20 protein-coding genes and 1 tRNA gene are annotated in these 26,063 nt (G+C 35.6%); 14 read left to right on the forward strand and 7 right to left on the reverse strand.

Annotated elements, in window-relative coordinates; genetic code table 11:
• Positions 1-262: 262 nt before the first annotated feature.
• The 4 genes from BW983_RS02770 to BW983_RS02785 are packed head-to-tail and all read left to right on the forward strand — an operon-like array spanning position 263 to position 5,669.
• The gene (locus BW983_RS02770; protein WP_076549745.1) at positions 263-1,480 is read left to right on the forward strand and encodes a DEAD/DEAH box helicase; all 1,218 of its coding nucleotides are present in this window, start codon (positions 263-265) and stop codon (positions 1,478-1,480) included.
• A 21-nt stretch (positions 1,481-1,501) separates the two neighbouring features.
• Positions 1,502-3,583 (forward strand): hypothetical protein, encoded by a 2,082-nt coding sequence (locus BW983_RS02775; protein WP_076549747.1) that lies wholly within the window; start codon positions 1,502-1,504, stop codon positions 3,581-3,583.
• Positions 3,580-5,040 carry a hypothetical protein gene (locus BW983_RS02780; RefSeq protein WP_076549749.1) on the forward strand — a complete coding sequence of 487 codons (1,461 nt, stop codon included), beginning with the start codon at positions 3,580-3,582 and terminating at the stop codon, positions 5,038-5,040. The genes BW983_RS02775 and BW983_RS02780 overlap by 4 nt, the downstream gene beginning before the upstream one ends.
• A 2-nt stretch (positions 5,041-5,042) precedes the next feature.
• Positions 5,043-5,669, forward strand: coding sequence for an alpha-ketoglutarate-dependent dioxygenase AlkB (locus tag BW983_RS02785; RefSeq protein ID WP_076549751.1), 627 nt, complete (start codon positions 5,043-5,045; stop codon positions 5,667-5,669).
• 98 nt (positions 5,670-5,767) lie between these two features.
• Here the strand turns inward: BW983_RS02785 and BW983_RS02790 are convergent, their stop codons facing one another.
• On the reverse strand, positions 5,768-6,595 hold the full coding sequence (locus BW983_RS02790; RefSeq protein WP_084184281.1) for an SOS response-associated peptidase: 828 nt from the start codon (positions 6,593-6,595) through the stop codon (positions 5,768-5,770).
• A gap of 4 nt (positions 6,596-6,599) precedes the next feature.
• Positions 6,600-6,833, reverse strand: coding sequence for a hypothetical protein (locus tag BW983_RS02795; protein WP_139329212.1), 234 nt, complete (start codon positions 6,831-6,833; stop codon positions 6,600-6,602).
• A 196-nt stretch (positions 6,834-7,029) separates the two neighbouring features.
• On the opposite strand from BW983_RS02795, the gene BW983_RS02800 reads away from it, so the two are divergent.
• The gene (locus BW983_RS02800) at positions 7,030-7,260 is read left to right on the forward strand and encodes a hypothetical protein (protein WP_076549760.1); all 231 of its coding nucleotides are present in this window, start codon (positions 7,030-7,032) and stop codon (positions 7,258-7,260) included.
• A gap of 114 nt (positions 7,261-7,374) precedes the next feature.
• Complete coding sequence (locus BW983_RS02805) at positions 7,375-8,946, forward strand: recombinase family protein (protein WP_076549763.1); 1,572 nt, start codon at positions 7,375-7,377, stop codon at positions 8,944-8,946.
• Here BW983_RS02805 and BW983_RS02810 read toward each other — a convergent pair.
• Positions 8,912-8,985, reverse strand: a tRNA-Arg gene (locus BW983_RS02810). The genes BW983_RS02805 and BW983_RS02810 overlap by 35 nt on opposite strands.
• Before the next feature lie 59 nt (positions 8,986-9,044).
• On the opposite strand from BW983_RS02810, the gene BW983_RS02815 reads away from it, so the two are divergent.
• Genes BW983_RS02815 through BW983_RS02825 form a run of 3 tightly spaced genes read left to right on the forward strand, consistent with a single transcriptional unit; the run spans position 9,045 to position 12,823 of the window.
• A complete protein-coding gene (locus BW983_RS02815; protein WP_076549765.1) occupies positions 9,045-10,091 on the forward strand; it encodes an ABC transporter substrate-binding protein in 1,047 nt (348 codons plus the stop codon).
• A gap of 43 nt (positions 10,092-10,134) precedes the next feature.
• Positions 10,135-10,779 (forward strand): monofunctional biosynthetic peptidoglycan transglycosylase, encoded by a 645-nt coding sequence (gene mtgA, locus BW983_RS02820; protein WP_076549767.1) that lies wholly within the window; start codon positions 10,135-10,137, stop codon positions 10,777-10,779.
• A 13-nt stretch (positions 10,780-10,792) separates the two neighbouring features.
• Positions 10,793-12,823 carry a recombinase gene (locus BW983_RS02825; RefSeq protein ID WP_076549769.1) on the forward strand — a complete coding sequence of 677 codons (2,031 nt, stop codon included), beginning with the start codon at positions 10,793-10,795 and terminating at the stop codon, positions 12,821-12,823.
• Positions 12,824-12,877: 54 nt separating this feature from the next.
• Here BW983_RS02825 and BW983_RS23960 read toward each other — a convergent pair whose 3' ends face one another.
• The 4 genes from BW983_RS23960 to BW983_RS02840 form a co-directional block, all read right to left on the reverse strand.
• Positions 12,878-13,042: a hypothetical protein gene (locus tag BW983_RS23960; RefSeq protein ID WP_167369952.1), complete on the reverse strand. Its 165-nt coding sequence runs from the start codon at positions 13,040-13,042 to the stop codon at positions 12,878-12,880.
• 147 nt (positions 13,043-13,189) lie between these two features.
• Positions 13,190-13,483 (reverse strand): hypothetical protein, encoded by a 294-nt coding sequence (locus BW983_RS24585; protein ID WP_076549771.1) that lies wholly within the window; start codon positions 13,481-13,483, stop codon positions 13,190-13,192.
• A 146-nt stretch (positions 13,484-13,629) separates the two neighbouring features.
• Positions 13,630-14,709: a DNA replication/repair protein RecF gene (recF, locus tag BW983_RS02835; protein ID WP_076549773.1), complete on the reverse strand. Its 1,080-nt coding sequence runs from the start codon at positions 14,707-14,709 to the stop codon at positions 13,630-13,632.
• A 3-nt stretch (positions 14,710-14,712) separates the two neighbouring features.
• Entirely contained in the window at positions 14,713-15,468 is a 756-nt protein-coding gene (locus BW983_RS02840; protein WP_076549775.1) for a UbiA prenyltransferase family protein, read from the reverse strand.
• Positions 15,469-15,486: 18 nt separating this feature from the next.
• Here BW983_RS02840 and BW983_RS02845 point away from each other — a divergent pair, with 18 nt between their 5' ends.
• From BW983_RS02845 to BW983_RS02865, 5 genes are all read left to right on the forward strand, one after another.
• Positions 15,487-21,396, forward strand: a complete 5,910-nt coding sequence (locus tag BW983_RS02845) for an alpha-2-macroglobulin family protein (RefSeq protein ID WP_076549776.1) — start codon at positions 15,487-15,489, stop codon at positions 21,394-21,396.
• Positions 21,397-21,439: 43 nt separating this feature from the next.
• A complete protein-coding gene (locus BW983_RS02850) occupies positions 21,440-21,928 on the forward strand; it encodes an ecotin (RefSeq protein ID WP_076549778.1) in 489 nt (162 codons plus the stop codon).
• Positions 21,929-22,339: 411 nt separating this feature from the next.
• Positions 22,340-23,758: a TolC family protein gene (locus BW983_RS02855; protein ID WP_076549779.1), complete on the forward strand. Its 1,419-nt coding sequence runs from the start codon at positions 22,340-22,342 to the stop codon at positions 23,756-23,758.
• Positions 23,759-23,769: 11 nt separating this feature from the next.
• Positions 23,770-24,726, forward strand: coding sequence for an HlyD family secretion protein (locus tag BW983_RS02860; protein ID WP_076550804.1), 957 nt, complete (start codon positions 23,770-23,772; stop codon positions 24,724-24,726).
• Between the two features lie 77 nt (positions 24,727-24,803).
• On the forward strand, positions 24,804-26,006 hold the full coding sequence (locus tag BW983_RS02865) for an ABC transporter permease (RefSeq protein WP_076549781.1): 1,203 nt from the start codon (positions 24,804-24,806) through the stop codon (positions 26,004-26,006).
• Positions 26,007-26,063: the final 57 nt, after the last annotated feature.

The following is a 26,063-nucleotide window of genomic DNA, read 5'->3' on the forward strand; positions in this document are numbered from 1 at the left end:
ATAAACCAAACGTCAGTAAATATGTTTAGATGTTAAAAAATAGTGGTTTTACGAATAAAACGTCTCTAATCTATTCATAAAAGAAGTAAATTTGCTAAAGAGATAACAGATGTTACAGAGAGTATTAATTTAAAAAGTATTATCTTGAGTACATTGCGATGTATAGCTGATTTGCATATTGTGTGTGACCATGTGCTCTAGTATGTACTGATCTGTAAAAGAAGTAGCCTTAAGTAAAGGCTAAAATATTTAGAAAAGAAATATGCCGGAATTCAGATTTTCATTACCAGCTATTAACGCACTTTATCCTGACCAGCAGTTGGCTTTTCATCCGAGGGGCGCAATGTTGGTGACCGGTGGACCCGGAAGCGGAAAGACTGTAGTTACTATTTTCAGATTCTTGCGCTCTGTCAGAGAGCATGATGATCTTATGCTTTTTACATACCATAAAACACTTATTCTCACGATTAAGGGCATGTTAAGGGCAAGAGCAGAGGAACTGTTCGGTGAACTGGATGAGCGACGGATAAATGATATAGTGGAAAATAGACTTGATACTTTTTATCAGTGGCATTGGGACAATGTAGGAAGATTTAGGCCTGAAGCTTCCGATGAGGAGGTTGCTGCAAATTTTGATAGGTATATTAGAAGACCCCGCAGGAATAATGTAAAGTTTAGGGAATTATTTTTTGATGAGGGACAAGATTTACCGCGGGTTGTTTATAACAATGTTGGGGAATTGACGAATAATGTGAGTGTGGGAGCTGATAGGGCGCAGAATTTTAAGCAGTATTACCCGGAAGATGAAGCGGAAGATATTATTTTGCAGGGTATTCGACACCACATTGCCGCCGATACACAGTACTTGGGAGGTAATCATAGGAACACCCGTCAAATATTTGAGCTTGCCAAAAAATTTGTACCGGAGGATTTACGGGTTCAAGCTATGGATTCGGGAGATCTTCAGTCGGGCAATGACCCTGAGGTTGTGCCAAGACTGGCACATACGGCGCAAATGGACTATGTACGGCAGGTTATTGAAAATAATCCCAATAGCAATATTGGTATACTATGTCATTTTGGTAACGAAGTGGTTAAATTGAAAGAATATCTGGAGATTAATGGATATTCGTGTGCTTTGCAGGCTGCCGATGATAGAGCTTTCTCCTATTATTGGCATGGGATCAATCCTGCTGACGAAGCTGTTTTAAAACAAAAGTTTAGGACACCATTTATAACTACTTTTGAGTCTTGTAAAGGACTTGAATTTGATATCGTGATCATGCCTTTTTTCGAATCGTCGGATAATGCCATGCGAAAATTGAATAGTGATGGTAGGCCTTGGGTGACAAGAAGCCATTATTATGTTGCCGTAACAAGAGCTAAAAGTGATATTTATATATTATATAGATACAAGCCTGCCTCTATGAATTTTTTTAATGAGGCGGAAAGACAGAATATATTGAATGAATTGTTATAATTCAAAAAAGAAAGACTAGTGATGGCTAAAGCGAATAAAAGAAATAAATCTGTTTCAAAGAAAGATCAAAAAAAGCAGGGTGCGGAAAAGGGCCTTTTTGAAGAAACGGCACTATCTAATACTACTGACGATGTAAATTCTACGATAGTATACGAGGAAAAGGGAGCCAATGAAGATGAGGTGAAGAGCGTCCCAATTTATCCAGAGGAATTGAAGAGCAAAAGTGAACCTGCCCAGGAAAATTTTTTAAAACAACAGGTAGACGCTGGAGAGGCAAACAATGAAAAATTGGACAGTAATTTAGCTGCGAATGACAGTTCTGCGGCCGAGGAGAGAATATCTTCTCAAGAAAAGGGATATGAAAGCGGGCAAGTTGTTACATGGGCTTACCCAACGGTAGGTCAGGTTAGTAGCGAAGATGAGCTAACCGAGCAACTAAGTTCTCAGGTGAATACCGTAAAAGAGAAGTCACGATTATCAAAAGAGGTTTCGGAAGTGCCAGCTAATGATGAAAAGCAGCAAACAATTGTCAAGTTCGATATCCGGAAACCTGTTTATCTGGAAATCCATAATGGTAATATCTTTCATTATTTTTCTTCGGGCATAGTTTCTCCATCGAAATATATCGTAAATAGAGCTTTTCCTGATCTGCAGACAATAAATAAGGATTTCCTGGTCCTGGTTAATAGTCCATCACATTCTTCATATGCTGATCATATCCTTTTGGAGGTAGATCTTGAAGGTTTTAATATAGATACTCTTTTGATCCACGAGAATTTTGCTTTGTTGGAAGCACCCTTTCCTGTCAGCAAAATAAAATCGATCCTTGTACAGGATCAGATCGTAAAAGATTCTATAGTAAATGATGCGCTGGTATTTAACGGAGGCTTTATTCCCGAAAATCTGGTCCTGGTGCAAAAACTGGAAAAGCAACAGCGTTTTGATATTAAGACTATCAAGCGGGAACAAGTTACGGACTACAGTGCTAAAATAGATAAATTTGACAGAATACTTGGCCTACTTGCATTTGTGCGCAATTATGATTTACTGATTTCGGCAAAGAGCAAAATATATAAGACTTTACCAAATCATTTCTTCTATGCAATGCAGGTTTTAGATGAGAGTTTCGGTACTGAAATAATTCCTAAGAATATAATATCAGAGTTTTACGGTTATTTATTCAACGATTCATGCCCACCTGAAAAAGAACTTTTGAAATGGATTTTTTCTAGGGTAAATATCAACGATAATTTTACTGATGAGGATACATTAAATTTTGGGAAATTACTGAATATAGTGAATGAAGATTCAGAGAGTTTAAGGAAGAATATTCTTACTCTTTTGTCAAAAAATCTGGAGCGAAAGGAAGCTCTGAAGGTGATAGATGAATCAAAGTCGAAATCCCAGTTGCAGCTGTATGTATTTGCATTCCTAAGAAACTACGGAAATCTGAACAATATTGATATTGCAAGGAGAGATATTGAATCTGTTTATTCAAATAGTTTTGGTGAATATGCCTTTGCAGTATTAGGTTATTTCTATGGATATAAGAATTTAAAAAATACGGATGAGCGAACCAGCCCGGCAGAAGCAATCTCTAATTTTATCCAGATCAAGCCTCCGATCAAATTTCCATTGACAACAAGGTTTGATTATGTTATTATTGAACTTGTTTATCAATTCGTATTTAACGGTGGAGAAAATAAGTTTGATATTCCAGTTCGGGTTCCCAAAAATCTGGTAGATGAAAAACCGATGATTAAGGGACCTGTGGACAATTACCGCATGGGTGAAACTGTGTTGTATGGCAAGCTATATCAAAATATTTCATTCCATGATCCTTTTGATACTGTACTAGAAGAGGTGTCCAAGTTGTCAGAGGAGATTCCGTTAATTTCTGATCTTGGTGTATTCTGTCATCATGCAAGAATTAGCATCAAGCCAATGATAATTTCAGATTTTAGCCATGCAGGATCAATTTTTGAAAGGGCATGCTTTTCAAAAGCAGATCTTTATCGCTATCTTCTCGATCACAGAAACAATATCGATATACAGGAGATCCAGCAGAGACTTCAACTTTTTAAAAAATTAAACACTAAATGATACCTTTAAGTGATTTTAGCGGTAAGATTATTCAGTCCACCCCGGCAGAAATAACTGAGTTTATTTCTGGCAACAGAAATCTCCTTAAATTGATGTTTATTAATCTAGATATTACTAAGGATAATACTGATAGGTGTTCATCAATTCTGGTGCACCTTGGAGTTTTGCAGTTGCCACAAGAAGAGGAGGAATCAAACGAAATTCAGTTTCTGTATAAGGAATTGGGACTGTATTTTAAAAAAGCAAACAATAAGGGGCTTGTTTCGAACTGCTCGAATCATTTAACAGAGAATATTTTTAAAAACAGGTTAAAATCGTGGTTGCACCACAAGCTATATCTTAGTGCTGATTCACATTGTAAGCTTTTCGAAAATTACGTTGTTAAGCTATCAGCTGCAATTACGGATGGTGACGAAGATTACGAAAATGATGTATTACGTGATCTTCATTCGTATTACTTAGAGACTGTTGCTCTGCTGGAAAGGTTGAATCTTCATGAATTGAAGGAACAATTCCAGCAGTTATTTGAGAATGATGAATTAATTGAAAAGTATCAATTATTAAATATCTATCAACAGAATAAACACCAGTTTACTGCCGAGGTAGTAATCGGAGAAGGAATAGAGAAAATTTACGAACCTTCTGTGTTCGCAGAAGAGCTGTTTGAAGATAAGTTTTTGCGCTATATCAGGACGCACGAAGACACAGTTTGGTATCAGGTCTTATTAGGTTATGACACATATACGATCCGAAAAAAGATCATTAATTTTGGACAGGCACATTTTGATAATACTTATGGAAGTCTGACAGCAAATGATATCGTCAAACTTTACTCATATTTTAATATGAGAAAACATTATTATTCGACTTTGCACTTACTTGAACGATTTAACCGTATTCACAATTTTCACCAGACGAACGGCCGTATAAAATTTATTGATGTCGGCTGTGGACCTGCCACGTCTGCAATTGCACTTATTGATCATCTGCATGCAATAAATGGTGATTCAGTTTCGTTTGATTACTTTGGTGTAGATTATTACACCTCCATGCGGGAGGAGGCTGCAAATATGATGACGAATGAGGTTTATTTGAATGATGGTTCGGTTATGTATATAAAGCGGCTCGGGAATATAGATTACGATTTACTTAGCAATGCTAATAGTATCTATATCAATACCTGTTATCTTTTTGCAAGTGACAGTCTGGATGAGGAGGAACTGGCCCATGATGTAATGAATATTAGAAGGGCAAAAGAAGACATCCCATTTTATATTCTGTTTCAGAATACGACTGAGCATTCTAAAAATGTGAAGTATAATGCATTTAAAGGCTTTCTCGGCGATTTTAAGGTTCTCTTTGGAGAGAGTTCACTGATTCGGTACAATAATAGGCGAAACAGCTACCACCCGCCTACAGAAGAAACGGTAGCATTTGAAATTTTAGAATTATTATAAGGATGTACGATCTATTTAACCCAGTACCTGAAAACTTGGATGATATTCCTTCTATAAATGAAGGCGTTAACCTTAGTGCTATAAATGGACTGAAGTATATTCCGAATTTTATAACATGTGCAGAGGAGAAAAACCTGATAAATGAAGTCAATAGCGCAACTTGGTTGAACGATTTGAAAAGACGAGTTCAGCACTATGGCTATAAATATGATTATAGAGCTCGTGCGCTGAATTATTCTATGTATCTTGGGGATCTACCTGAGTGGGCTGCACCATTCATAAAAAGGATAAGTAGAGAGAATTTAATAAAGAAAGATCCAGATCAGCTTATTGTTAATGAATACTTACCTGGACAAGGGATTGCAAATCACGTGGACTGTCAACCTTGTTTTGACGAAACAATTTTTTCATTGAGTTTGGGTTCCACATGTCTTATGGATTTTGTCAACGTCCAAAGCAAGGATGTGATGGCATTGCTACTGGAACCAAGAAGTCTTTTGGTGATGTCTGGTGAAGCACGGTATGGTTGGAGTCACGGAATTGCGGGTAGAAAATCAGATGAATATAAGGGGCAAAATTTTCCAAGAAGCACCCGGATCTCACTTACTTTTAGAAAAGTAATTTTTTAAAAGTAATATCCATGTAGAATGTAACTTTGCAAAGTTTAATCAGGTCCCTTAGACGATTTGTAATTTTCGACGTCTTGCTCTAATTGAAACAATACATTTTAGATCTCATAGGTAAGTTCAGGGACTTCCGAATACACAAAGGCTTTGGTTGGAGTACCAGTGGTCTTAAAATCTTTTTCGATCGTATAAGCATCCATCTCGGAAGAGTTGATTTGATAAGTTGCAAGTTCTGTGATTCGTTCTTCAGTAAGATCTTGCATCATCCATTCCCATGCAAATTCATCCGGCAACATGGTAGGCATACGATTTTTAGAGTTGTGAATTTGTCTCATTAAGGGATTTGCTTCTGTCGTCACAAGAGCCACGGTATCCACCGTTTCTCCTGTGTCCTTATCAGTCCAATTTTGCCAGATTGCAGCAATAAAAAAATAATCCTTGTTTTTGAGACCAATGTGATAAGGATATTTATCTGCTGTTTTGAGCGGTTGATTAGTTATCTTGTTTAGACGGTAAAGATGTCTCCACTCATAAAATTCACTTGACAGTATTAAACATCGTCTTTCCAGCGCCGCTTTCCGAAACATTTTTTCACGACCTGTATTTTCATCCTTCATAAGCAGCTCTTCACCTTTTGCATTTAATGTAGTGTAAGCCTGGTGCCATTTTCCGTTCCCATCTTTATAGCCAAAACGCATTTTCTTTACATCTTCTCTATTTTTTGTATAAGGAGGGATAAATCCCCATTCCATTTGGACGATATCGAAATTGCATTTATCTTCCGTTGGGCGTAAAACAGCAATATTTCCGTAATTAAAGCCTTCGTGTATTTCTTGATCTAAAAAATCATAATTCATTACTGCTTTTTCCAGATCCATCAAGCGAATGAATTCGTCTCTTGAAACTCGTTGTCCGTTGTAATAACACATATGATTAAGTTTTTAAATGTTTACTAATTTCTTTACCGAATAGCTCTGCCTCTTTTTGTCTTCCTTGTGGAATACTTGTCCAGACTTCACCTGACCACGTTTTGGCTGAAGTTATTACCAAGGGAGCTCTATTATCGTCAAAAACGAGACGAAAAATCTGCCGATCCCTTAAAGTGTGTTCAATTACAACAACTTTTAAGCCATTGACCTCGATTTCAAACTTATTGTTCTCGAACAAATTACCCATTTTATATAACATTACTATTCGCTATATAAATTTAGCAATTCTTGGTGATAATTAATGCAAAACGATGCTTTTGCATTATACAGAGGTTATTAGGAAAGTGTAGGTTATTTAAGGTAAGTTTTACACTGATTTAGATGTTGGCCATGCAATGTTGGTAATTTTTCGATTCCGAAAATAATTATGTAGAATGGCTACAAAAAAAAGAAGAAATGGAAGCGGTTATAGTGGGGATGGTTCAAATTTGAAAGATATTGGACTTGACCACCTTATGAAATTGGATGAGTTGCCCATTGAACAGTCAATGATAATGCTAAAAGAGGCAGGTATTGATGTGGATGAAGAGGAAGCAATTAAAATCATGGAGTTTTTGCATCTATTGGCAAGGATAACCATCAAGGAAATTTTCTCTCCCGATTAAAAGTTTTTTGTAATTTTGTGTAATTAGATTTTCTAGTAAATTTTTAAGGATCAGATGGTTGCTAGTTCTCTTGTTGGCATTTCTAATTTCATTACCAAATTAAATAACTGAATTATGATTGCAGATTTATATATCCGAGTATCTACAGACGAACAGGCAGATAAGGGGTACTCACAGAGGGACCAGGAAGAGCGTTTGCGTCTTCATTGTGATAGGCTAGCTATTACGATCGACAGAGTAATTTTCGAAGATCATTCTGCCAAAAGTTTTGATCGGCCCGAGTGGAAAAATTATCTACAAAGTTTCAAAAGGAGCCGTGGATATCGCGAAGAGCGCTTAATTTTGTTTACTAAATGGGACAGATTCAGCAGGAATACTTCCGAAGCCTACCAAATGATTGGACATCTTAAAAAAAATAATATATTACCTCAGGCGATTGAACAGCCATTGGATCTAAGTATACCCGAAAATAAAGTGCTCTTGGCTATTTACCTGTCAACTCCTGAAGTTGAGAATGATAGGAGAGCACTAAACGTGACCAATGGAATGCGACGTGCAATTAAGGAGGGGCGGTTGATGGGAATAGCCCCTTACGGTTATGTAAACAAGTGTACTGAGGATGGTAGAAAGTATGTTGCCGTTAAACAACCAGAAGCTTCGAATATAATCTGGGCTTTTGAACAAGTGGCAAAAGGCCATCTTCCAACTGCAAAGGTCAGAGTGGAAATGAATAAGAGAGAGGGCAAAAATATTTCTAGTAATGCCTTTATGGTTGCACTGAGGAATGTTACTTATTGTGGTAAAATATATGTGCGTGCTTATAAAAACGAAGAGGAGGATATTGTACCAGGAAAACATGAGGCATTAATTTCGGAGGAGTTGTTTTTAAAGGTTCAGCATGTCCTGAAAAAGAAAGGTACAAAAGATCTCAGATTGCCGGGAGGAAGGATAATCAATGAAGAGAGATATCCTCTCCGTGGTCTTCTGCTTTGTCCTAATTGCGGAAAGAATCTGACGGCGAGTAGTTCAAAGGGGCATACAAAACATTATTACTATTATCATTGTACCACAGCCTGTGGATTTAGGCACCATTCTGATAAAGTTAACAAACTTTTTGAAGAAGAGCTTTCCAAATATGATTTTCCAACTGGAATCCTAGAAATACTAAAGAAGATCATCGTAAAAAATACAAAGTCTACTACTGAGAATTTTGATGGTGAACGTAGTACTCTTAAGAGCAGAATTAGTGAATTAAATGATAGAATTAGTAAGGCGCGGGATATGTACCTGTCGGACAAAATTGATGAAGAGGATTTTAGGGATATTAAAAATAGATATAAAGGAGAACTAGATGACCTTGAATATAAACTTAGCCTATTGAAAAAGTCAGAACAAAAAGAAGGGGTAGAAGATAAAATTAGCAAAGCACTAAGAATAGTTGGAAATATTTCAGAGAGGTATATAAAAGCTAGCCCTATTGACAAACGCGCAATTGTAAGTTTGATATACCCTGAAAAGATAATTTTTGATGGAAGCGATTTTCAAACTAGCAAAATCAACTCTTTTGTTGATAATATCTTCCTGATTAGAAGGGAGTTATCCAAGCAAAAAAAAGGGGATTTAAATTCAAAAAATTTAAACCCCCGTCTTGTGACCTCGACAGGATTCAAACCTGTAACCTTCTGAGCCGTAATCAGATGCGCTATTCAGTTGCGCCACGAGGCCGTTTATTTTGTTATTGTTTAACGGTTGCAAATATACCACTTTTTTCCGTTCTTTGAAACATGAAACAGAAAATTTTACTTTTATTCACGGTATTTTCGCTAATTGCTTGTAAAAGAGAACAAAAAATTTCGTCCTCAGATTGGACAAATATCTCAAATCGCACTCAATACAAGGAACAAGAAGGAAGTTTGGAACTGAAATCGGGAAATTTCACCTATAATTTTAAGCAAAATCAAACTCCTTTCAAGAAAATCATCCTGCTTAATGCAAGTATGGCAGGGTATATTTCAGAGCTTGGAGCAGAAAATTTAATCATTGGAGTATCAAGTCCAGAGTATATTTACTCAGAAAAAATCCAGAATCTTATTAAAGAAGGAAAAATTCAGAATGTAGGAAGCGATCAGAAGTATGATGTAGAGAAAATTATTTCTATGAAGCCTGATGCAATTTTCACCAATTATATTGCAAGTTTTGATAACGCTTATCAGCTATTGAAAAACAATGGTATTCAGGTGATATTTCTGGATGAATATATGGAACAACAGCCTTTACAAAAAACAGCTTACGTCAAACTGTTTGGAGAATTGATTGGAAAAGAAAAAGAGGCGGAAACCAAATATCAGGAAGTTGAGAAAAACTATAATGACTTAAAACAACTTGCCCTAAAAGCAAAGGACAAACCATTAGTTCTGGCAAATGAAATGTATGGTGATGTCTGGTATCTTCCAGGTGGAAACACTTCTGTAGCTCACTATATTGCTGATGCCAACGCTACCTATATCATGAAAGATAATAAGGATGAAAAAGCTTTAACTATGAGTTTTGAAGAGGTATACGCTAAGACAAGCGGTGTTCAGTATTGGGTAAATGCAGGAAATCACACATCGAAAAGCGAGATGCTGAAGATGAATAATTTCTACGGAAAGCTGGATGTATTCAACAAAGGAAAGCTGTATACAATGGCTGGAAAAGAGAGAGAAAAAGCCAATGACTTCTTTGAAAGCGGTGTCGTAAGAGCAGATTTGATACTTAAAGATTACATTAAGATCTTCCACCCTGAACTTTTACCGGATTATCAGCTTACTTACATGAAAGAATTGCAGTAACTCGGAGTATTTGCTTATTTTTGCCTTTCCTTTTTATAACGTTATGTGGAAAAAAATTAAACAGTTTATTTTCATCGTTCTTGTATTGAACGTAGTTTTCATCATTTGGGGGAGATTTTTTAATCCGCCGATTACCCTTACTCAGATAGGAGGGCTCTTTGAGTACGGAAAACTGCACAGAGACTATATTTCCTACGACGAAATGGGAAATAATGTTAAAAAGGCTGTTATAGCCTCCGAAGACCAGAAATTCTTTGATCATGACGGTTTTGATTATACAGCTATTGAAAAAGCAATGAAGTATAATGAGAAAGGCAAAAAAATAAGAGGCGGAAGCACAATTTCTCAGCAGACTGCAAAAAACGTTTTTCTTTGGCAGGGTAGAAGTTGGGTAAGAAAAGGTCTTGAAGCAGTCTATACTTTTATTATCGAAAAAGTATGGAGCAAAGATATTATTCTTGAAAGATACCTGAATTCCATTGAAATGGGGCAGGGGGTATTTGGTGTGGAAGCAGCAGCACAATATTATTTTGGAAAATCATCCAAAGATCTGAGCACGTCTGACGCCGCATGGATTGCTGCTGTATTACCGAATCCAAAGAAATATGATCCAAAGAATCCATCCCCTTATTTAAGAAAGAAACACAATTGGATTATGAGACAGATGAGGAATGTGAGTTTGAAATAGTATCTTTGTACTAATGAAATTCTTTAATTCCAGTACAAATTTTGAGTCAGTTCTTAAAAAATACTTTTCTTTTAAGAACGAAACGCTTTCTTTGGAACCCTTTGCAGAGTTTTTAGAGAGTGTGAAAACTGCTGACTTTACAGATGTGCTTAATTTTCTTAGAAACCATCCGAATTTTGCGGAAAACTTTAAATATTATATCCATAATATCTTTAAAGGAAGACCCTTCAACCTATCGTTGACAGAAGCCAATATTCTTTCTGAGAACGCCTTTTTCCCTGAACTTAAAAAAAGAATCCTGAATAAGGTTTTACCTCCCGTAGAAAATGAAAAAACGGTGTGGTATATGATTGATAATGTCAGTCTGAGACCTAAAAAGGATTTGAAATATCTTCATAATCTTCCTGAAAATGAGATGGATGAGTTTTTAACCCTCATAGGTGCTTCAGATTTTATTATTAAGCCCAATGTTAAAAAGGAGCTCATCTTTTCAATGAATATCCTTTCATGGAGGGTAACCGGGATGGCAATGGAAGTAGAAGTCGTGAGAATGGCTCCTCAATACAGAAATCTGGATAACCCGTTTCTTGCGCTTCAAAATGAATTGGAGGCATTGGCGGAAGACCTTGCAAAAGATCCTGAAATGCAGCTGCATTCTAAAGACAGCAGGTTTAAACAAATCAAAATTTATTCAGAACAATGTCTTGAATTTGTAAATATAGCTTTTAAAAATTCCGATAAATATGGTATTTCAGGGAAGATTAATCAGTCTTTGCTGAAAATCCGCCAACAGACCAAAAGGATTTATGAGATCGTTCAATTATTGGTAATTGATAATGAAGAAGATGTTCTTATCAAATCGAAGCAGTTGGTTTTTAATATATTAAATTATAAATCACACAAAAATAATATTGCAGATCTTATCAATGACAGTACGAGGCTGATTTCACACCTTATTACCAATCACACTGCAGAAGCCGGAACCCATTATATTACTTCTACACGAAAAGAATATATGACAATGTTCTATAAAGCAAGTGGTGGTGGGATTATCGTAGGAGCGCTCTGCGTACTGAAAATGTTATACGGATACATTCCCGGAAGTGATTTCTCACACGCATTTTTGTATTCCATGAACTATGCGATGGGATTTGTAATGATCTATTTGATGGGCTTTACTCTGGCTACCAAGCAACCGGCGATGACCGCAGCAACGATGACCAAAGTATTATCCGAAGAAGGAAACAGCCAAAGAAATAATACTGAATTTGCACATCTTGTATCCAAGTTGTTCCGAAGTCAGTTTATAGCCTTTGTAGGAAACGTATTACTGGCTTTTCCGATAGCTCTTGCTATAATTTATGGATTAGACGTATTTTTCTCACAAAATCTTGCTGTTGACAGATCCGATAAACTTTTAAAAGACCTTGATCCTTTCAAATCTAAAGCGATTCTTCATGCCAGTATTGCTGGGTTTTATCTTTTTATTTCAGGGATTATTTCGGGGAATATTGGAAACAACTCCGTGTTTTATCAGATTCCGGAGAGGATTGCCAAAAACCTTTCTATCAGAAACTTTTTCGGTAAAAAATTCGCTAAAGGCTTATCTAAATACTATGCTAAAAACTGGCCCGGAATTGTTTCAAACTTCTGGTTTGGAGTATTCCTTGGTGCTACAGCGCCCGTAGGAATGTTCTTCGGGTTAGACTTAGATATCAGACACATTACCTTTGCGGCAGGAAACTTTGCTTTAGGACTTTATGGGAAAGACTTTTCAGTAGATTCTTATACATTCTGGATTTCTTTTGTAACTGTTTTCTTAATAGGATTCTTTAATTTCCTGGTAAGTTTCAGTTTATCTATGTTCCTGGCATTCAGATCGAGAAAGATGAATTTTGGACAGGTAAGCGAGATCTACAAGGAAATTTTCAGATATTTTATAAAACATCCGTTAAAATTCTTCCTGCCATTAAGCTCAGGATTGGATAAAAAAGCAGATGACCTGATGAGCAGTACAATTTCCAATAAATCAGAGGAACATTAATAAAATAAGAAAGCTACCAATTTAGGTAGCTTTTTTCTATAAAATAAGTATTGATTATACACAATAAGGAAGTTCCGGACACTCTGCTGGCAATTGCTCCCAAAAACCACATCCCGTCATATCTATACAGCTTACTGCACAACACACCATTTGCCCCGAACCTTGAACTTTTTTTAATGATTCTCTTGATAATTTCTTCGACTTAAGTACTTTTTTCATGGCAAATATTATTTTTTTATGAATAATAAATATATCACTAAATATCGATATAACATAGTGTTTTTATAAATATTTTCACTGAAAACACTCATGGGTAAAGAGATTGTTGTAAATCAGGATGATAAAATGATATTCAAACAGTAAGGATTAAAGAATCTGAATACTGTCAAATTTCTCCTCGCCAAACTTATCCTGAAACTTTTTAAGATAGAATGTTTTACGCATTTTAAAGTCATTTTTAAGCAGTGGAGAATCAATCTTAATAATGATACATTTGTCTTCAATATTTACACTTCTGATCTCATTGAACAGACTTTCATCAAGATAGTCCTCTAGAAAATCTTTAATATCAAAAGCTACAAGTTTATCTTCAAAACCATATATTCTTGCGAAAGATTTCACAAGTTCAGAGGATTGATATTCGCGTTTTTTCTTTTTCATAGTCGGGTGCGTGGTTCATGTTTCGGAATATGGAATCCGGGATTGGGTTTGAAGTTTGTAAGATAAGTGATTTTAGATAGGTTTTAGCACGTTATTTTATGTTTTTATTTTCATGCTAATTTCCTCTACCTTAGAGAAGAATCCTATTATATTTCAAATATTATACTTTCCTCATTGATTTTCTTCACAACACTTTCTGTGCGCTCTCTGTGCGTATCCGTAATAAAGATCTGCCCAAAACTTTCACGGTTTACCAATTCGATCAATTGTGAAACCCTTGTATCATCAAGCTTATCAAAAATGTCATCTAATAAGAGGATAGGAGTCTTTTGGGTTAATTCTTTAACAAGGCTCATCTGAGCGAGCTTTAACGAAATAAGGAAAGATTTCTGCTGTCCCTGAGAACCTATTTTCTTGATCAGAACATGATCCATTTCAAAAAGAAGATCATCCTTGTGAATTCCCTTGGAAGTATAGGTCAACATACGGTCTTTCTCAAGACTTTCCTTTAAAAGTTCTGCAAAATTACTTTCCAAAAGGTGAGATTCATAAATGACAGAAACAGTTTCTTTTCCACCCGAAATGATCTGATAGAAGTTTTGAACAATAGGATTCAACTGCTCTACAAATACTTTTCTCTTATTGAAAATCTTAGTCCCGAATCTCGTGATCGGTTCATCATAAATTTCCAGAGAATCTTTATCCCAGGTTCTGTTTTTAGCAAAATATTTCAGTAAGGCATTCCTTTGCTGAATGGTTTTCTGGTATTGTATCAGATCAAAAAGATATTCAGAATCTGTTTGTGAAATCATTGAATCCAGAAACTTTCTTCTGCTTTCCCCGGAATCGGAAATAAGGTTTGAATCATAAGGAGAAATCATGACGCTGGGCAGGTAACCGATATGATCAGCAAGCCTGTCATAACTTTTATCATTCTTTTTGATCACCTTTTTTGCCTCCTTTGGCAGAGTGATTCTGATAATGTCTTCACTGTCATCATTTTGAATTGCAGCATCAATAGTGAAAAAATCTTCCTCCTTTTTAATATTGTTGAGGTCTGTATTGCCTAAAAAGCTTTTTCCTACCGATAAATAATGCAGTGCATCCAGAATATTGGTTTTTCCCACCCCGTTATTCCCTACAAAACAGTTGATCTGTGGGGAAAATTCAAACTTTTTCTCAGAGTGGTTTTTGAAATTGTACAGGGAAAGCTTCTTGATAATCATTCGTCAAAAATACTCCATTATTAGTAAAAATAAAAAAGGTAATGCCGAACATGTTTCCACTCCAAATGAAAAATAGGAGTCATCTCTTTTGTTTTCAGAGAAATAGATTAAAATATAAGTGATGATACTTGATAGAAAAAAAGCTGTTGCATATAAAGGCTTCAAATAGAAAATCCCAATAAGACTACTGATGAAAACAAGAAAATAGGCAATATACTTCGTATTCTGTACACCGATGAGCATAGGAAACGTCTTTACTGTATCACTTCTCATATCTCTTATATCAAATGGAAGCACGAGTGCAGTGATGTAAAAGAAACTGATCAGAAAAATAGGAAAATTGAACTCCGGAAGAGTAAGCCAGCAATTCACCAATGCCCAGACCAATCCTACATAAAATACTTTTAATAAAGGAATTTTACGTATATAAACATCCAGAAAAAAACTGTTATATAACAATCCTAAGACAACAATAATAAACCATTTCAATAGTCTTATCTCATTATGATTATGAATGATAAGAAAAGCACATATAACGGCTGCGATAGCATTTAGAACTAATATTTTAAAAAAATGTTTAGTGTATTGATATTTAGTATAAAGATAACCACTGAAATACGTAATGAAAATCAACAGAATAGTAGGGAAACGGAATGTGTTTTGCTCTTTCATGAAAAATACTGCAAAAAGGGTTCCCATTAAGGATACGTAAACCTGGCTGTCTATGACGGATTTTTTCAGTATTTTTAAAATGTTCATTTATCAAAATTAATATATATGAAAAGATTTTCCAAGATATTTATGCTTTCGCTTTTATCACTGGGCTTTTCGCCGGTTATCGCACAGAAATATTACGATGACCAATGGAAAAAAATAGCAGAAAATAGCCAGAAAGGAGCTTATAAATCTAATCTTCCGATCATTTTAGACTTAGAAAACAAAGCCATGAAAGAAAATAACACCATTCAGCTGATTCGTTCCCTGAAAGCAGAGTTCAGTATTGTAAAACAAACTGTAGATGATGATAAAAATGATTCTGCTTCAAAATTCTTCAAAAAACTTCAGGAAACAGAAACAAAACTGAAAGGAGAAGAAAAGCTGGTCTATAAAGTTCTGGTAAATGGATTCTTTATGGATTACTTCAATGAGAATTATTGGAAAATAAATGGCAGAACAAATAATAACACTCAGGATGTTTCACAGATTGAAACATGGACCAAACTGGATTTTAAAAATTATTTAACCAAAAATTATCAGGAACTGGATCTTCAGAAACAGGAAATGAGAAAGATTGCTTTGGAAAAATATAAATCTTTGTTTCTAGAGGCTAAGGATATTGCTTATTTTCCAAGTCTATATGATTGGTATGCGGTGAAAAAAATAGGTTTTTTATCAGAAAATAATCTGTTTACCAAAAATGAACTTACTGAAAATAGAGTTGCAATTAATGCCATTTTTGACGAATTAATTGCTCAGAATAACGGGAATGCAAAATTGTATTTCATGAAAGATAAGCTGGTGGAGAACTGCAATTTCAACAGTTGTAAAGATAGACTTCAGCAGCTTCAGGATCTTGCAAAATCCAATATCGAAGGAGATTACAAAGTGGTGATCATGGAAGATATTATGGATGAGCTGAGCAGCAAAGGTAAGTTTAAAGAAGCACTTGCTGTAGCAGAACAGGCAAAGAGTGAATACCCGAAATCATCTTTTATCGGAAACATAAAAAGCAAGGAAAATCAGATTAAAAATCCTACGTTAACGATTCAATATGAGAAGCAGGCACAGAATAATCTGCCAATTCATTTCGTTGCTTCTTCACAAAATGTTAAAGAATTTAGCTTAAATATTTATGAAGTAAAAGAAGACATTGAACCTTTTATGAAGTATGCTCAGACTCCTTATTACGGTGAATATTTTAAAAAGGTAAAGAAAAGTCTGGTGAGAAAAGAAAATTATCAGCTTTCAAATCCTGATGATTATAAAGAGCATAAAACGTCTCTTGAAATAAAACCACTTCCGTCAGGAATTTATATGGTTGATTATTCAGTTGCCGGAGTAAAAGCAAAAGATATTAATGATGATCAGCATTTTTTCTTTCTGGTTTCTGAGAATAAAATCATTTTTCAGAATAAATCTTCCAAAAATGCAAATTTAGATGAACTGAAACTGGTTAATAGTGAAAACGGAAAACCCATAGTAAATGAAAACCTTACTTTCTACGAATTTGCAGGAAATAAACCTGCTAGAAAAATGGAAGGTAAAACCAATGAAAAAGGAGCTTTCCAATTTCCTAGTACTGACAATAAAACTTATTACAGAACTTTTCTGATTCAGCAGCCAAAAACCAATGATTTCTACATCATGCCAGTCTATGGAAACAATATTGCAGATGATTACAATCCTAACCAGGTATCGCAAACAAAAGTTCAGATCTTTACGGACAGAGCGATCTACAGACCTGGGCAAACAGTATATTTCAAAGCGATCAATACACAGCTGAACAAGGAAACGGAATCTGTGATTTCAGGGGTAAAACAGAAGATCACTTTATTTGATATCAATAACCAGGAAATCTCTTCACAGGATTTTACGACGAATGAATTCGGTTCCTACCACGGAAGTTTCATGCTGCCGAAAGGAAAATCGAATGGGGTGTTCTATCTGAAAACAGAGGGTACAGGTCAAGGATATAAAGACATCAGAGTAGAAGAATACAAAAGACCAAAATTTGAAGTCACCTTCGAACCTGTAAAAGATGAGTACAAATACGGGCAGTCTATAGAACTGAAAGGTAAGGCAATGATGTTTTCTGGTGTTGCTTTGAGTAATACAACCATCAATTATGAGATCAAGAAACATAATATCAGATGGAGATATTTTGGATGGTATCCGAGAGAGAATGATAATGAAAATTCAATATTAGGAGAAGCAAAAACCAATGAAAAAGGAGAATTTGTTATCCGTCTTGATCTTAAGAAAGATGAAAAACTGGATGGAATACAGATTGATAATTACGAGATTAATGCTTCTGCTACAGATATCAATGGTGAGACTCAATCTGCCAATACTCAGCTGAAAGTAGCTTCGGTTTCACATTATATTAAAGCTGATGAGGTTAAGAATACTTTCAGTGATGAAAATGTAAAACTAAAAGTAGAAACAAAAAATTATAACGAGCAGGATCTTAAAAAATCTTATCAGGTGAAGTTGTCTAAACTGGCAACTCCAGACAGAATTTTCAGAGATAACTTTAAATCTGCAGTTCAGGATGCTCCAAAATATTCCAAAGAAGAGTTTATCAGCAAGTTTCCACATGATCTGTTTGATAAAAATGATGAAATTAAAAATTGGAAAACAGAAAGAGTTCTTATAGAAAAACAACAGCAACCATCAGCCGAAAAAGCTTATTCGGATTTAGACCTAGGAAAACTGGATGCCGGAGATTATCAATTGGAGCTTTTTAATATTGAAGGAAAAGACACCATTAAAGCTTCACAATACTTTAGTGTTTGGGAGAAAAGCGCTTTGAAGCCATCTCAAAAAACATTTCTTACTGTAATTGCTCCTAAAGATGAACTGGCAAGAGGTGAGCAGGCAAAAGTGTATGTGTATTCTGCAGTTCCAGATGCGTTGGTGAATGTTTTTGTTCAGGATGGATCAGGAAAAACAGTTTCAGAAATTCATCCGTTGAAAAAAGGAATTTTAGAGTATACAGCAAACATTCCAAAAGATAAAAAAGTAAACGAACTGAATCTTCAGTTTCAATTGGTTGCATTCAACGATGTGAATACAGAAAATGTTTCTGTTAAAATAAAAGATACAGGGAAGCCTTTGCAGATCGAAACAGTAACGTTCAGAGATAAGCTGGAACCAAATTCAAAAGAAAAATGGACGGTAAAAGTTACAGGAAACGATAAAGAAAAAGTGAATGCAGAAGTGTTGGCGAATATGTACGATATGTCATTGGATCAGTTTGCAGCCAATAAATACAGTTGGGACAAATTACTTACACCATTCTCAAGAATATCTTCTTATGAAATAAGAAATTATCTGATGCAGAAAAGGTATAGCAAAGAATTGGAATATGTGGAAGGAAATACTATTACAGTTCCTGATTTCAATTGGTTTGATGGAGATTTCTATTATAATACAGAAGGTCAGGCAGTAAGAACACCTAGAAGAATGGCATATGGTGCGCTTCCTATTTCTAAGGCAGCAGCTAAAATGGAATCCGGACCTACAGAAATGGCGGCAATGGAAATGAGAGCAAACAGGACAAAAATATCTGCGCCACCATCACCAATGGCAGATGCTGCCGTTGCAGATATTTCTAACCAAGGAAGCGGTGCAGAAGAAACATTAGAAAAAGTACCGGTACGTCAAAACCTAAACGAAACAGCATTCTTCTATCCAGATCTGAAAACAGATGCGGAAGGAAATGTAAGCTTTGAATTCACATCACCGGAAGCCCTTACAAAATGGAAACTGATGTTCCTCGCACATACCAAAGATGCAAGATCTGCAACATTGGAAAAAGAAGTGGTAACTCAGAAAGAATTCTCTGTAACGCCAAACTATCCAAGATTCTTAAGAGAAGGAGATGAACTGAACTTACAATCAAAACTTTCTAATCTTACCAGTAAAAAACTCAGTGGTTCTGCAGAATTACAGATTCTGGATGCCTTTACCAATGAAAATATATCTTCAAAATTCGGAATGATGTCAGGAACTCAGAATTTTGATCTGAATGAAAACGGAAACGGAGCATTAACATGGAAATTAAAAGTTCCGAATAACGTTTCTTCTATCATTTTAAAAGTTGTGGCTAAAGCAGGAAGTTATTCTGACGGAGAACAGCAGGCTATAGCAGTATTACCAAATAGAATGCTGGTAACTGATGCCGTACCTGTATTTGTGAAAGAAGGAGAAACAAAGACTTTTGTATTGGATAACCTTACAAATAATACCTCTACAACAGCTTCTAATGTTTCCAATACACTGGAATTGACGACCAATCCTATTTGGGAGATCATGTTTGCCCTTCCAAGCTTGAAAAATGATCAGAATAGCTCAGCAGATGTTATTTTCAATAAATGGTTTGCAGATGTACTGGCTTCTGAAGTCTTTAAGGCAAATCCGAAAATGAAAACCATCTTTGAGGAGTATCAGAATAAAGGATTATTAAATTCAAATCTTGAAAAAAATCAGGAATTGAAACAATTATTGCTGGACGAAACTCCTTGGGTATTGCAGAGTAAAAATGAGCAGGAGCAGATGCAAAAACTGGCACTTCTATTTGATACCAATACAATGAAAAACTCAATCAGTCAGGATTGGGATGATCTTAAAAAGCTACAAAACCCTGATGGCGGATTCTCATGGTATGCAGGATATCCAAGCTCTTACGGAGTGTCATTATATATTCTTAAAAACCTTGGTAAAATCAATGTTTGGTTAAAAGATAATGCGAAGGATTATCAAAGTGCTGATCAAAAAGAACTGATAACAAAACTGATTCAGTATGTAGATAATGAGATCAATAAATATTCAGGGAATAAAAAGGAAAGTGTCTTGAATAATTGGGTGATGGATTATCTTGATACCAGAAACTATTGGGAAAAACAATATCCTTTAAAAGGAAGAGGAGCTTTACTGAAAACTCAGGTAAAAGAAAAAGCAAAAACAGCAAAACTTACCGATTTTACATTCTTCGGGCTACACCGTACTGCATTATTAATGAATGATTACGGCATGAAAGAAGTATCCGGAAAGTTGATGAATTACCTTAAAGAAACCTCTACCGACACCAAAACCCAAGGAGTTTATTGGAAACAAAATCTAAACGATTGGGGCTGGTTCAGTTCAAAAGTAGTGAACCATGCAGGAGCTTTGGAAGCGTTCAATAAGCTGCAGCCGAATGATCAGAAATTTATTGAAGAAATGAAAATCTGGTTAGTAACACAGAAAGAAGTAAACTCATGGGGAAGTTCAAGAGGTACTGCTGAAGTGATCTTTAGCATCTTAAACTCAGGGAAATCATGGACAGGTACTGAAAGTGATAAAGCAACGATCATTTGGGGCGGAAAAGAACTAGCTCCTCAGACTCAGGCAACAGGATATGTAAAATCAACGGTGAAAACAGATGTTGTAGACAAGAATCTTGGAACCGTTACCATTACCAAACCAGGTCCTGGAATAGTTCAGGGAGGACTATTCTGGCAGTATTATGAAGATCTGGATAAAATAAAATCTTCCGAAAGCTATATTTCTGTAACCAAAGAGCTTTATAAAAAAGTAAAAACAGTAAACGGTGAAGAACTTCAGAAAATTTCTGCGGAAACTCCTTTAAAAGTTGGAGATGAAGTGACCGTAAGGATGATCTTAAATACAGACAGAGCTATGGAGTTTATTCATATTAAAGATATGAGAGCTGCCGGATTTGAACCATTAGATGCCCTTTCAGGTTACCAGTGGAAAAATAATTTAGGATATTATCAATCTACTAAAGATGCGTCCACAAATTTCTATATTCAATATATGCCAAAAGGTAAATATGTATTTGAATATGATGTAGTTGCTAATGCGTCTGGAAAGTTCTCAAACGACATTACTACAATGCAAAACTACTATGCCCCACAGATGAATTCGCATACAAAAGGAACTGGAATTCAGATTTTGGAATGATTTTTGGCTATTAGCAAATACGTAAAATTTAAAACCAAATAAAATGAAATTTTCAAAAACTTTATTTACAGGATTAGCATTAATGGTAGGAGTAAGCGCTTTCGCACAAAAGAAAGCAGAGAAGTTTGAAAAACTGCAGATCGAAATGTTCCCAAAAGCTAAAGAAGGATATAAGCAGGTATATATTCAGCTTCCGGTTTCAAAAAATGAAGAAGACTTAAAAGTTGAAATTTTTGTAGGCGTTGAGAAAATGTTAGACTGTAACAATTATTTTCTTTCAGGACAAATGAAAAGCCAGGATCTTCAGGGATGGGGTTACAACTATTATGAAGTAGAATCCAATGGAGATACGGCAGGAACACTGAAAGGTTGTCTTGATAATAAACTGACTAAAAAGTTTGTAACAATGAGCCCGGAAATTGTAAGATATAACAGTAAACTTCCATTAGTATTCTATGTGCCGAAAGATATTGAAGTACGTTACAGAGTTCTAAGAGCTGATAAAGCAATGAAAAAAGCCGTTCAGAAATAATACCTGAACAAAGACTATTATTATATAAAAAACTCCTCGCAGCAATGTGAGGAGTTTTTGTTTTAAATTTATTGAAACGGGTGAGATTACACGATCCAATGATCAATCAATTATTCATGAGAAAATGTTTTTATTTCGAAATATTATTGTCTGTTTTTTTCATCTAAAGACACTTATAAACCCTTTATTTGTTGGGAAAAAGAGTGTGAAAGACAAGCGTTAAAAGTAGAGTTATAATTTTTTTCAAAGTTTTTTAGTTTTTAATTAAGATTTAAACAGATTTGATAATACTTTATTTCAAAGGAGATTATACTTAAACGGATTTTAAACTTAATTTAAATTCATGGTTTTATTTATTATTCCTTAATTATTTTAACAATTTTTGCATTATATTTGTTATAAACATAAACCATGAAAAACAATTTATTGATTTTTACGTTTAGTTTTTTTGCTTTTCCTGTTTGGGGCTGGGCTCAGTCTGCGCCGGATTTTAAAGAACTTCTTGATAGTGCTATGGTTCGGGACTCGAATCTTAAAATGCAGATTACCCAAAATAAACTTACCGATCTTGACGAACATAAACTGAAAGACATCTTTCTTCCTACCCTGGAATTAAGTGGTAAGGCTGGCTATCTTAACGGAACAGCAAGACTGACGTCACCAGAGATCAATCTGGCTCCTTTTATTAATATCGCTGAAGGTACTTTCAATAATAACTTTAATGTCTCAGGATTCTCAGGCGTTGCCAAAGCGGAAGCGAAAATGCTTTTATATTCAGGAGGTAAAGTAAAGTACCTGAAAAAAGCTGTTGAGGAAAAGAAAAAATCTGAGGATATCTTGTTGGAAAAATCCAGAGACGAGGTGATGGCTACTATTTCCAGAGCTTACGATCAGCTGGCATTGATTCATCAGTCGAAAAAGGTTTTGGATGAAAGTGAAAAAAGACTGGATATCAACAAAAAAACAGCAGATAAAGCACTAGGTTACGGTTTGATCACTCCTTATGACCATAAGAAAATTGAACTGGCTCAGGCTACTCTAAATGCAAAATTGGTAGAATATGAAGGTAAAAAAGAATTGCTTCTTACCCAGCTTTATATTTTAACAGGAATTGGTAAAGAGCGTCTCAGAATGATCGATCCTACATTGTCTCCTGTAGAATTACTGGCTGCCGAAAAAGGAATTGAGCAGAGAGCTGAAGTTCGTGCGCTTGAACATGGTATCAGTGCTGCCAATTATAAAATAAAAGCAGAAAGAACATGGATGATTCCAAAGGTACAATTGATGGCTTCTGCATACTACATCGGTTTATATGGAAACCGTATCAAAAGTTCTGAAAATATAATTCCTGCCGTTCCGATTCTTGGATATGAAGGCAAAAAACTGGATTGGAGCCCCAACAACATCAATATTTTCCCTCTAATCACAGCAGGTGTTGGATTCAAATGGGAAATTTTTGACGGAAAAGAAGGGAAACATGCCGAAGAAACAGCTAAAGTTGGTAGAGAAGTCTTACAAAATCAGAAAGAAGATGCATTGAAAAAATTATCATTGAACCTGGCGAATAACCAAACCAATTATGATATTGCTACGGCGCAAATCACTTTAAAGGCTAAAGAAAAAGAGCTCGCAAAAAATGCATTGGTACAGGCTGAAAAAGAATTCAGATACGGAATGAGCAAATCTTCCCAGCTTATTGATGCTGAAAATGATCTGGAAGCTTCAGAACTGGAATATCAGAATGCGATTTTCAACCAGAGAAGGGCTGGAATAGAGCTGATGAGATCTACTCAGGAACTGGATATTACCAAATTTTACTTAATCCCTTAAAAATTAAAATGATGCATAAAAATATATCTATACTCATTGCTTCTCTGTTTTTATTGGGAAGTTGCGACAAGAAAAACGAAAAGATAAAGGATCCGGAGGGAAAAACTAAAAAAGATGTGATCTCTTTTGCTCCAAAGGTTACCGGAAGAATCTTAAAAATATACGTATCTGAAGGGCAAACTGTGAAAAAAGGGGATACCCTGGCTCAGCTTGATGTACCGGAAGTTTCAGCAAAGATAGCACAGGCGCAGGGTGCAGTAAGTGCGGCTACAGCTCAGGAACAAATGGCTAAAAACGGAGCTACTCCTGACCAGTTGAAACAGCTTCAGGCAAAATATAAAGGACTGAAAGAACAGTACGAATTTGCGCAAAAATCCTACAGAAGAGCCAACAATATGTTCCGTGACAGTTTAATGTCTCCACAGGCACACGATGAAATATATGCAAAACTTCAGGGTGCAAAAGCTCAATATGATGCGGTAGTAGCAGAATTGGACGATGTAAACAGAGGAACCCGTTTCGAGAAAATAGAAATGGCTGCAGGACAGGCATCTCAGGCTAAGGGTGCATTGCAGGAAGCTAATGTGGCTTATTCAGAACGATATATAATTGCTACCAACGATATGGAAATTGAAACGATAAGCCTGAATACGGGAGAATTGGCAACAGCCGGTTTTGCATTATTCAACGGATATATTCCTGAAAGTACTTATTTCAGATTTACTGTTCCTGAAAGTGCTATTTCAAAATACAAGAAAGGGCAGGACGTGAATATGCAGGTGGTTTACAATAAAGAAAATCTGGAAGGAAGTGTAGTTTATATCAAGCAATTGACAAGATACGCAGATATTACCACAGCTTACCCTGATTATCAGCTACAGGACGCTATCTACGAGATCAAGGTAAAGCCTAGGGATATGAATAAAGCAAAAAGTCTTTTAGTGAATGCCAATGTAATCCTGAAATAATAAGAGATTAAAGATAATGGAGGCTTTTCGGAGAGAAATGCTTTCCAGTTGATTTTTAAAAATATTAAAATATACAGATGAAGGAATTTTTCCGTCTTTTAAAACGTGAGTTCAAGCTTTTTATCGGCAATTCTACCTTAAGGACTGTGTTCTTTTTGGCACCGGTCTTTTATGCAACCTTGCTGGGATTTGTCTACAAAAGCGGAAAAGTTGAAAATACCCCTGTATTAGTTGTTGACAGAGATAACACTCCGCTATCAAACCAATTGACGGAAATGCTGGATGATAATAAAAGTATTAAGATCATCAAGTATATACAGGAACCTTTAAGTATAAAAGATGAGGTGATCAGGCATGAAGCAGCGGCAGTTGTTATTATTCCCTCACGCTTTGAAGGAGATATGCTTCAGAAAAAGTACCCTGAACTGAATGTTTATATCAATACAGGAAACGTTTTGACGGCAAACTTCGCTTCAAAAGCACTTCAGCTTACCATCGGAACATTCTCTGCTGGAGCATCTATCAAAGCCCTGCAAAAAGCTGGAATGCCTGCTGCAAAAGCTGCTACACAATACGAGCCTTTCAAAGCTAATTATATTACACTTTTCAATACCACAGGAAACTATCTGATCTTCATGTGGCCTGCAATGCTGGCTGTCGTATTACAACAGGTCATTTTGCTGGCAATGGCAGTAAGTTTTGCCGCAGAATTTGAGAGAGGATCCTTTGTAAAGGAATACCGAAAAATGAAAAAATGGGCATTCCCAACAATGTTGATTAAGGTAATTCCCATCTGGATTTCCTCTATTCTGATCGTAAGTATCTATTACTTTATGCATATGATTTTCAGGGTTCCGATGCCGGAAGGAATATTCAATTTTATTCTTCTGACCTCCGTTTTTGTAGGGTCTGCATCTTTCCTTGGTGTATTCATCAGTATATTGATCCCGGATGCGTTGAAAGCAACACAGATTCTTATGGTTATTGCTTCTCCGGCATTCATCATCAGTGGTTTCACATGGCCATTAAGTGCGATGCCTGCATTCGTTCAGTTTATCGCCAATATTATCCCATTAACTCCTTTTCTACAGGCATTTAAAATCTTATTGATTCAGAAAGGTTCTGTAGAACTTACATATCCATATTTAGAACATTTAAGTATTCTTCTGGTAATTTATGCTATTATAGGATGGATTGCTTTAAAAATTAAGCTTTGGTTTATCTTTAAAAAAGAAACATCTCAGGAAATTGAAGTAGAAGTAACGTCTGAAATAGAGTAGTATGTTTTTTAATCCTTCCGATTCTTAATCTCATTAACTATTATCTCAAAACCGACA

This window comes from Chryseobacterium ureilyticum, assembly GCF_900156735.1.
Lineage (GTDB): Bacteria > Bacteroidota > Bacteroidia > Flavobacteriales > Weeksellaceae > Chryseobacterium > Chryseobacterium ureilyticum.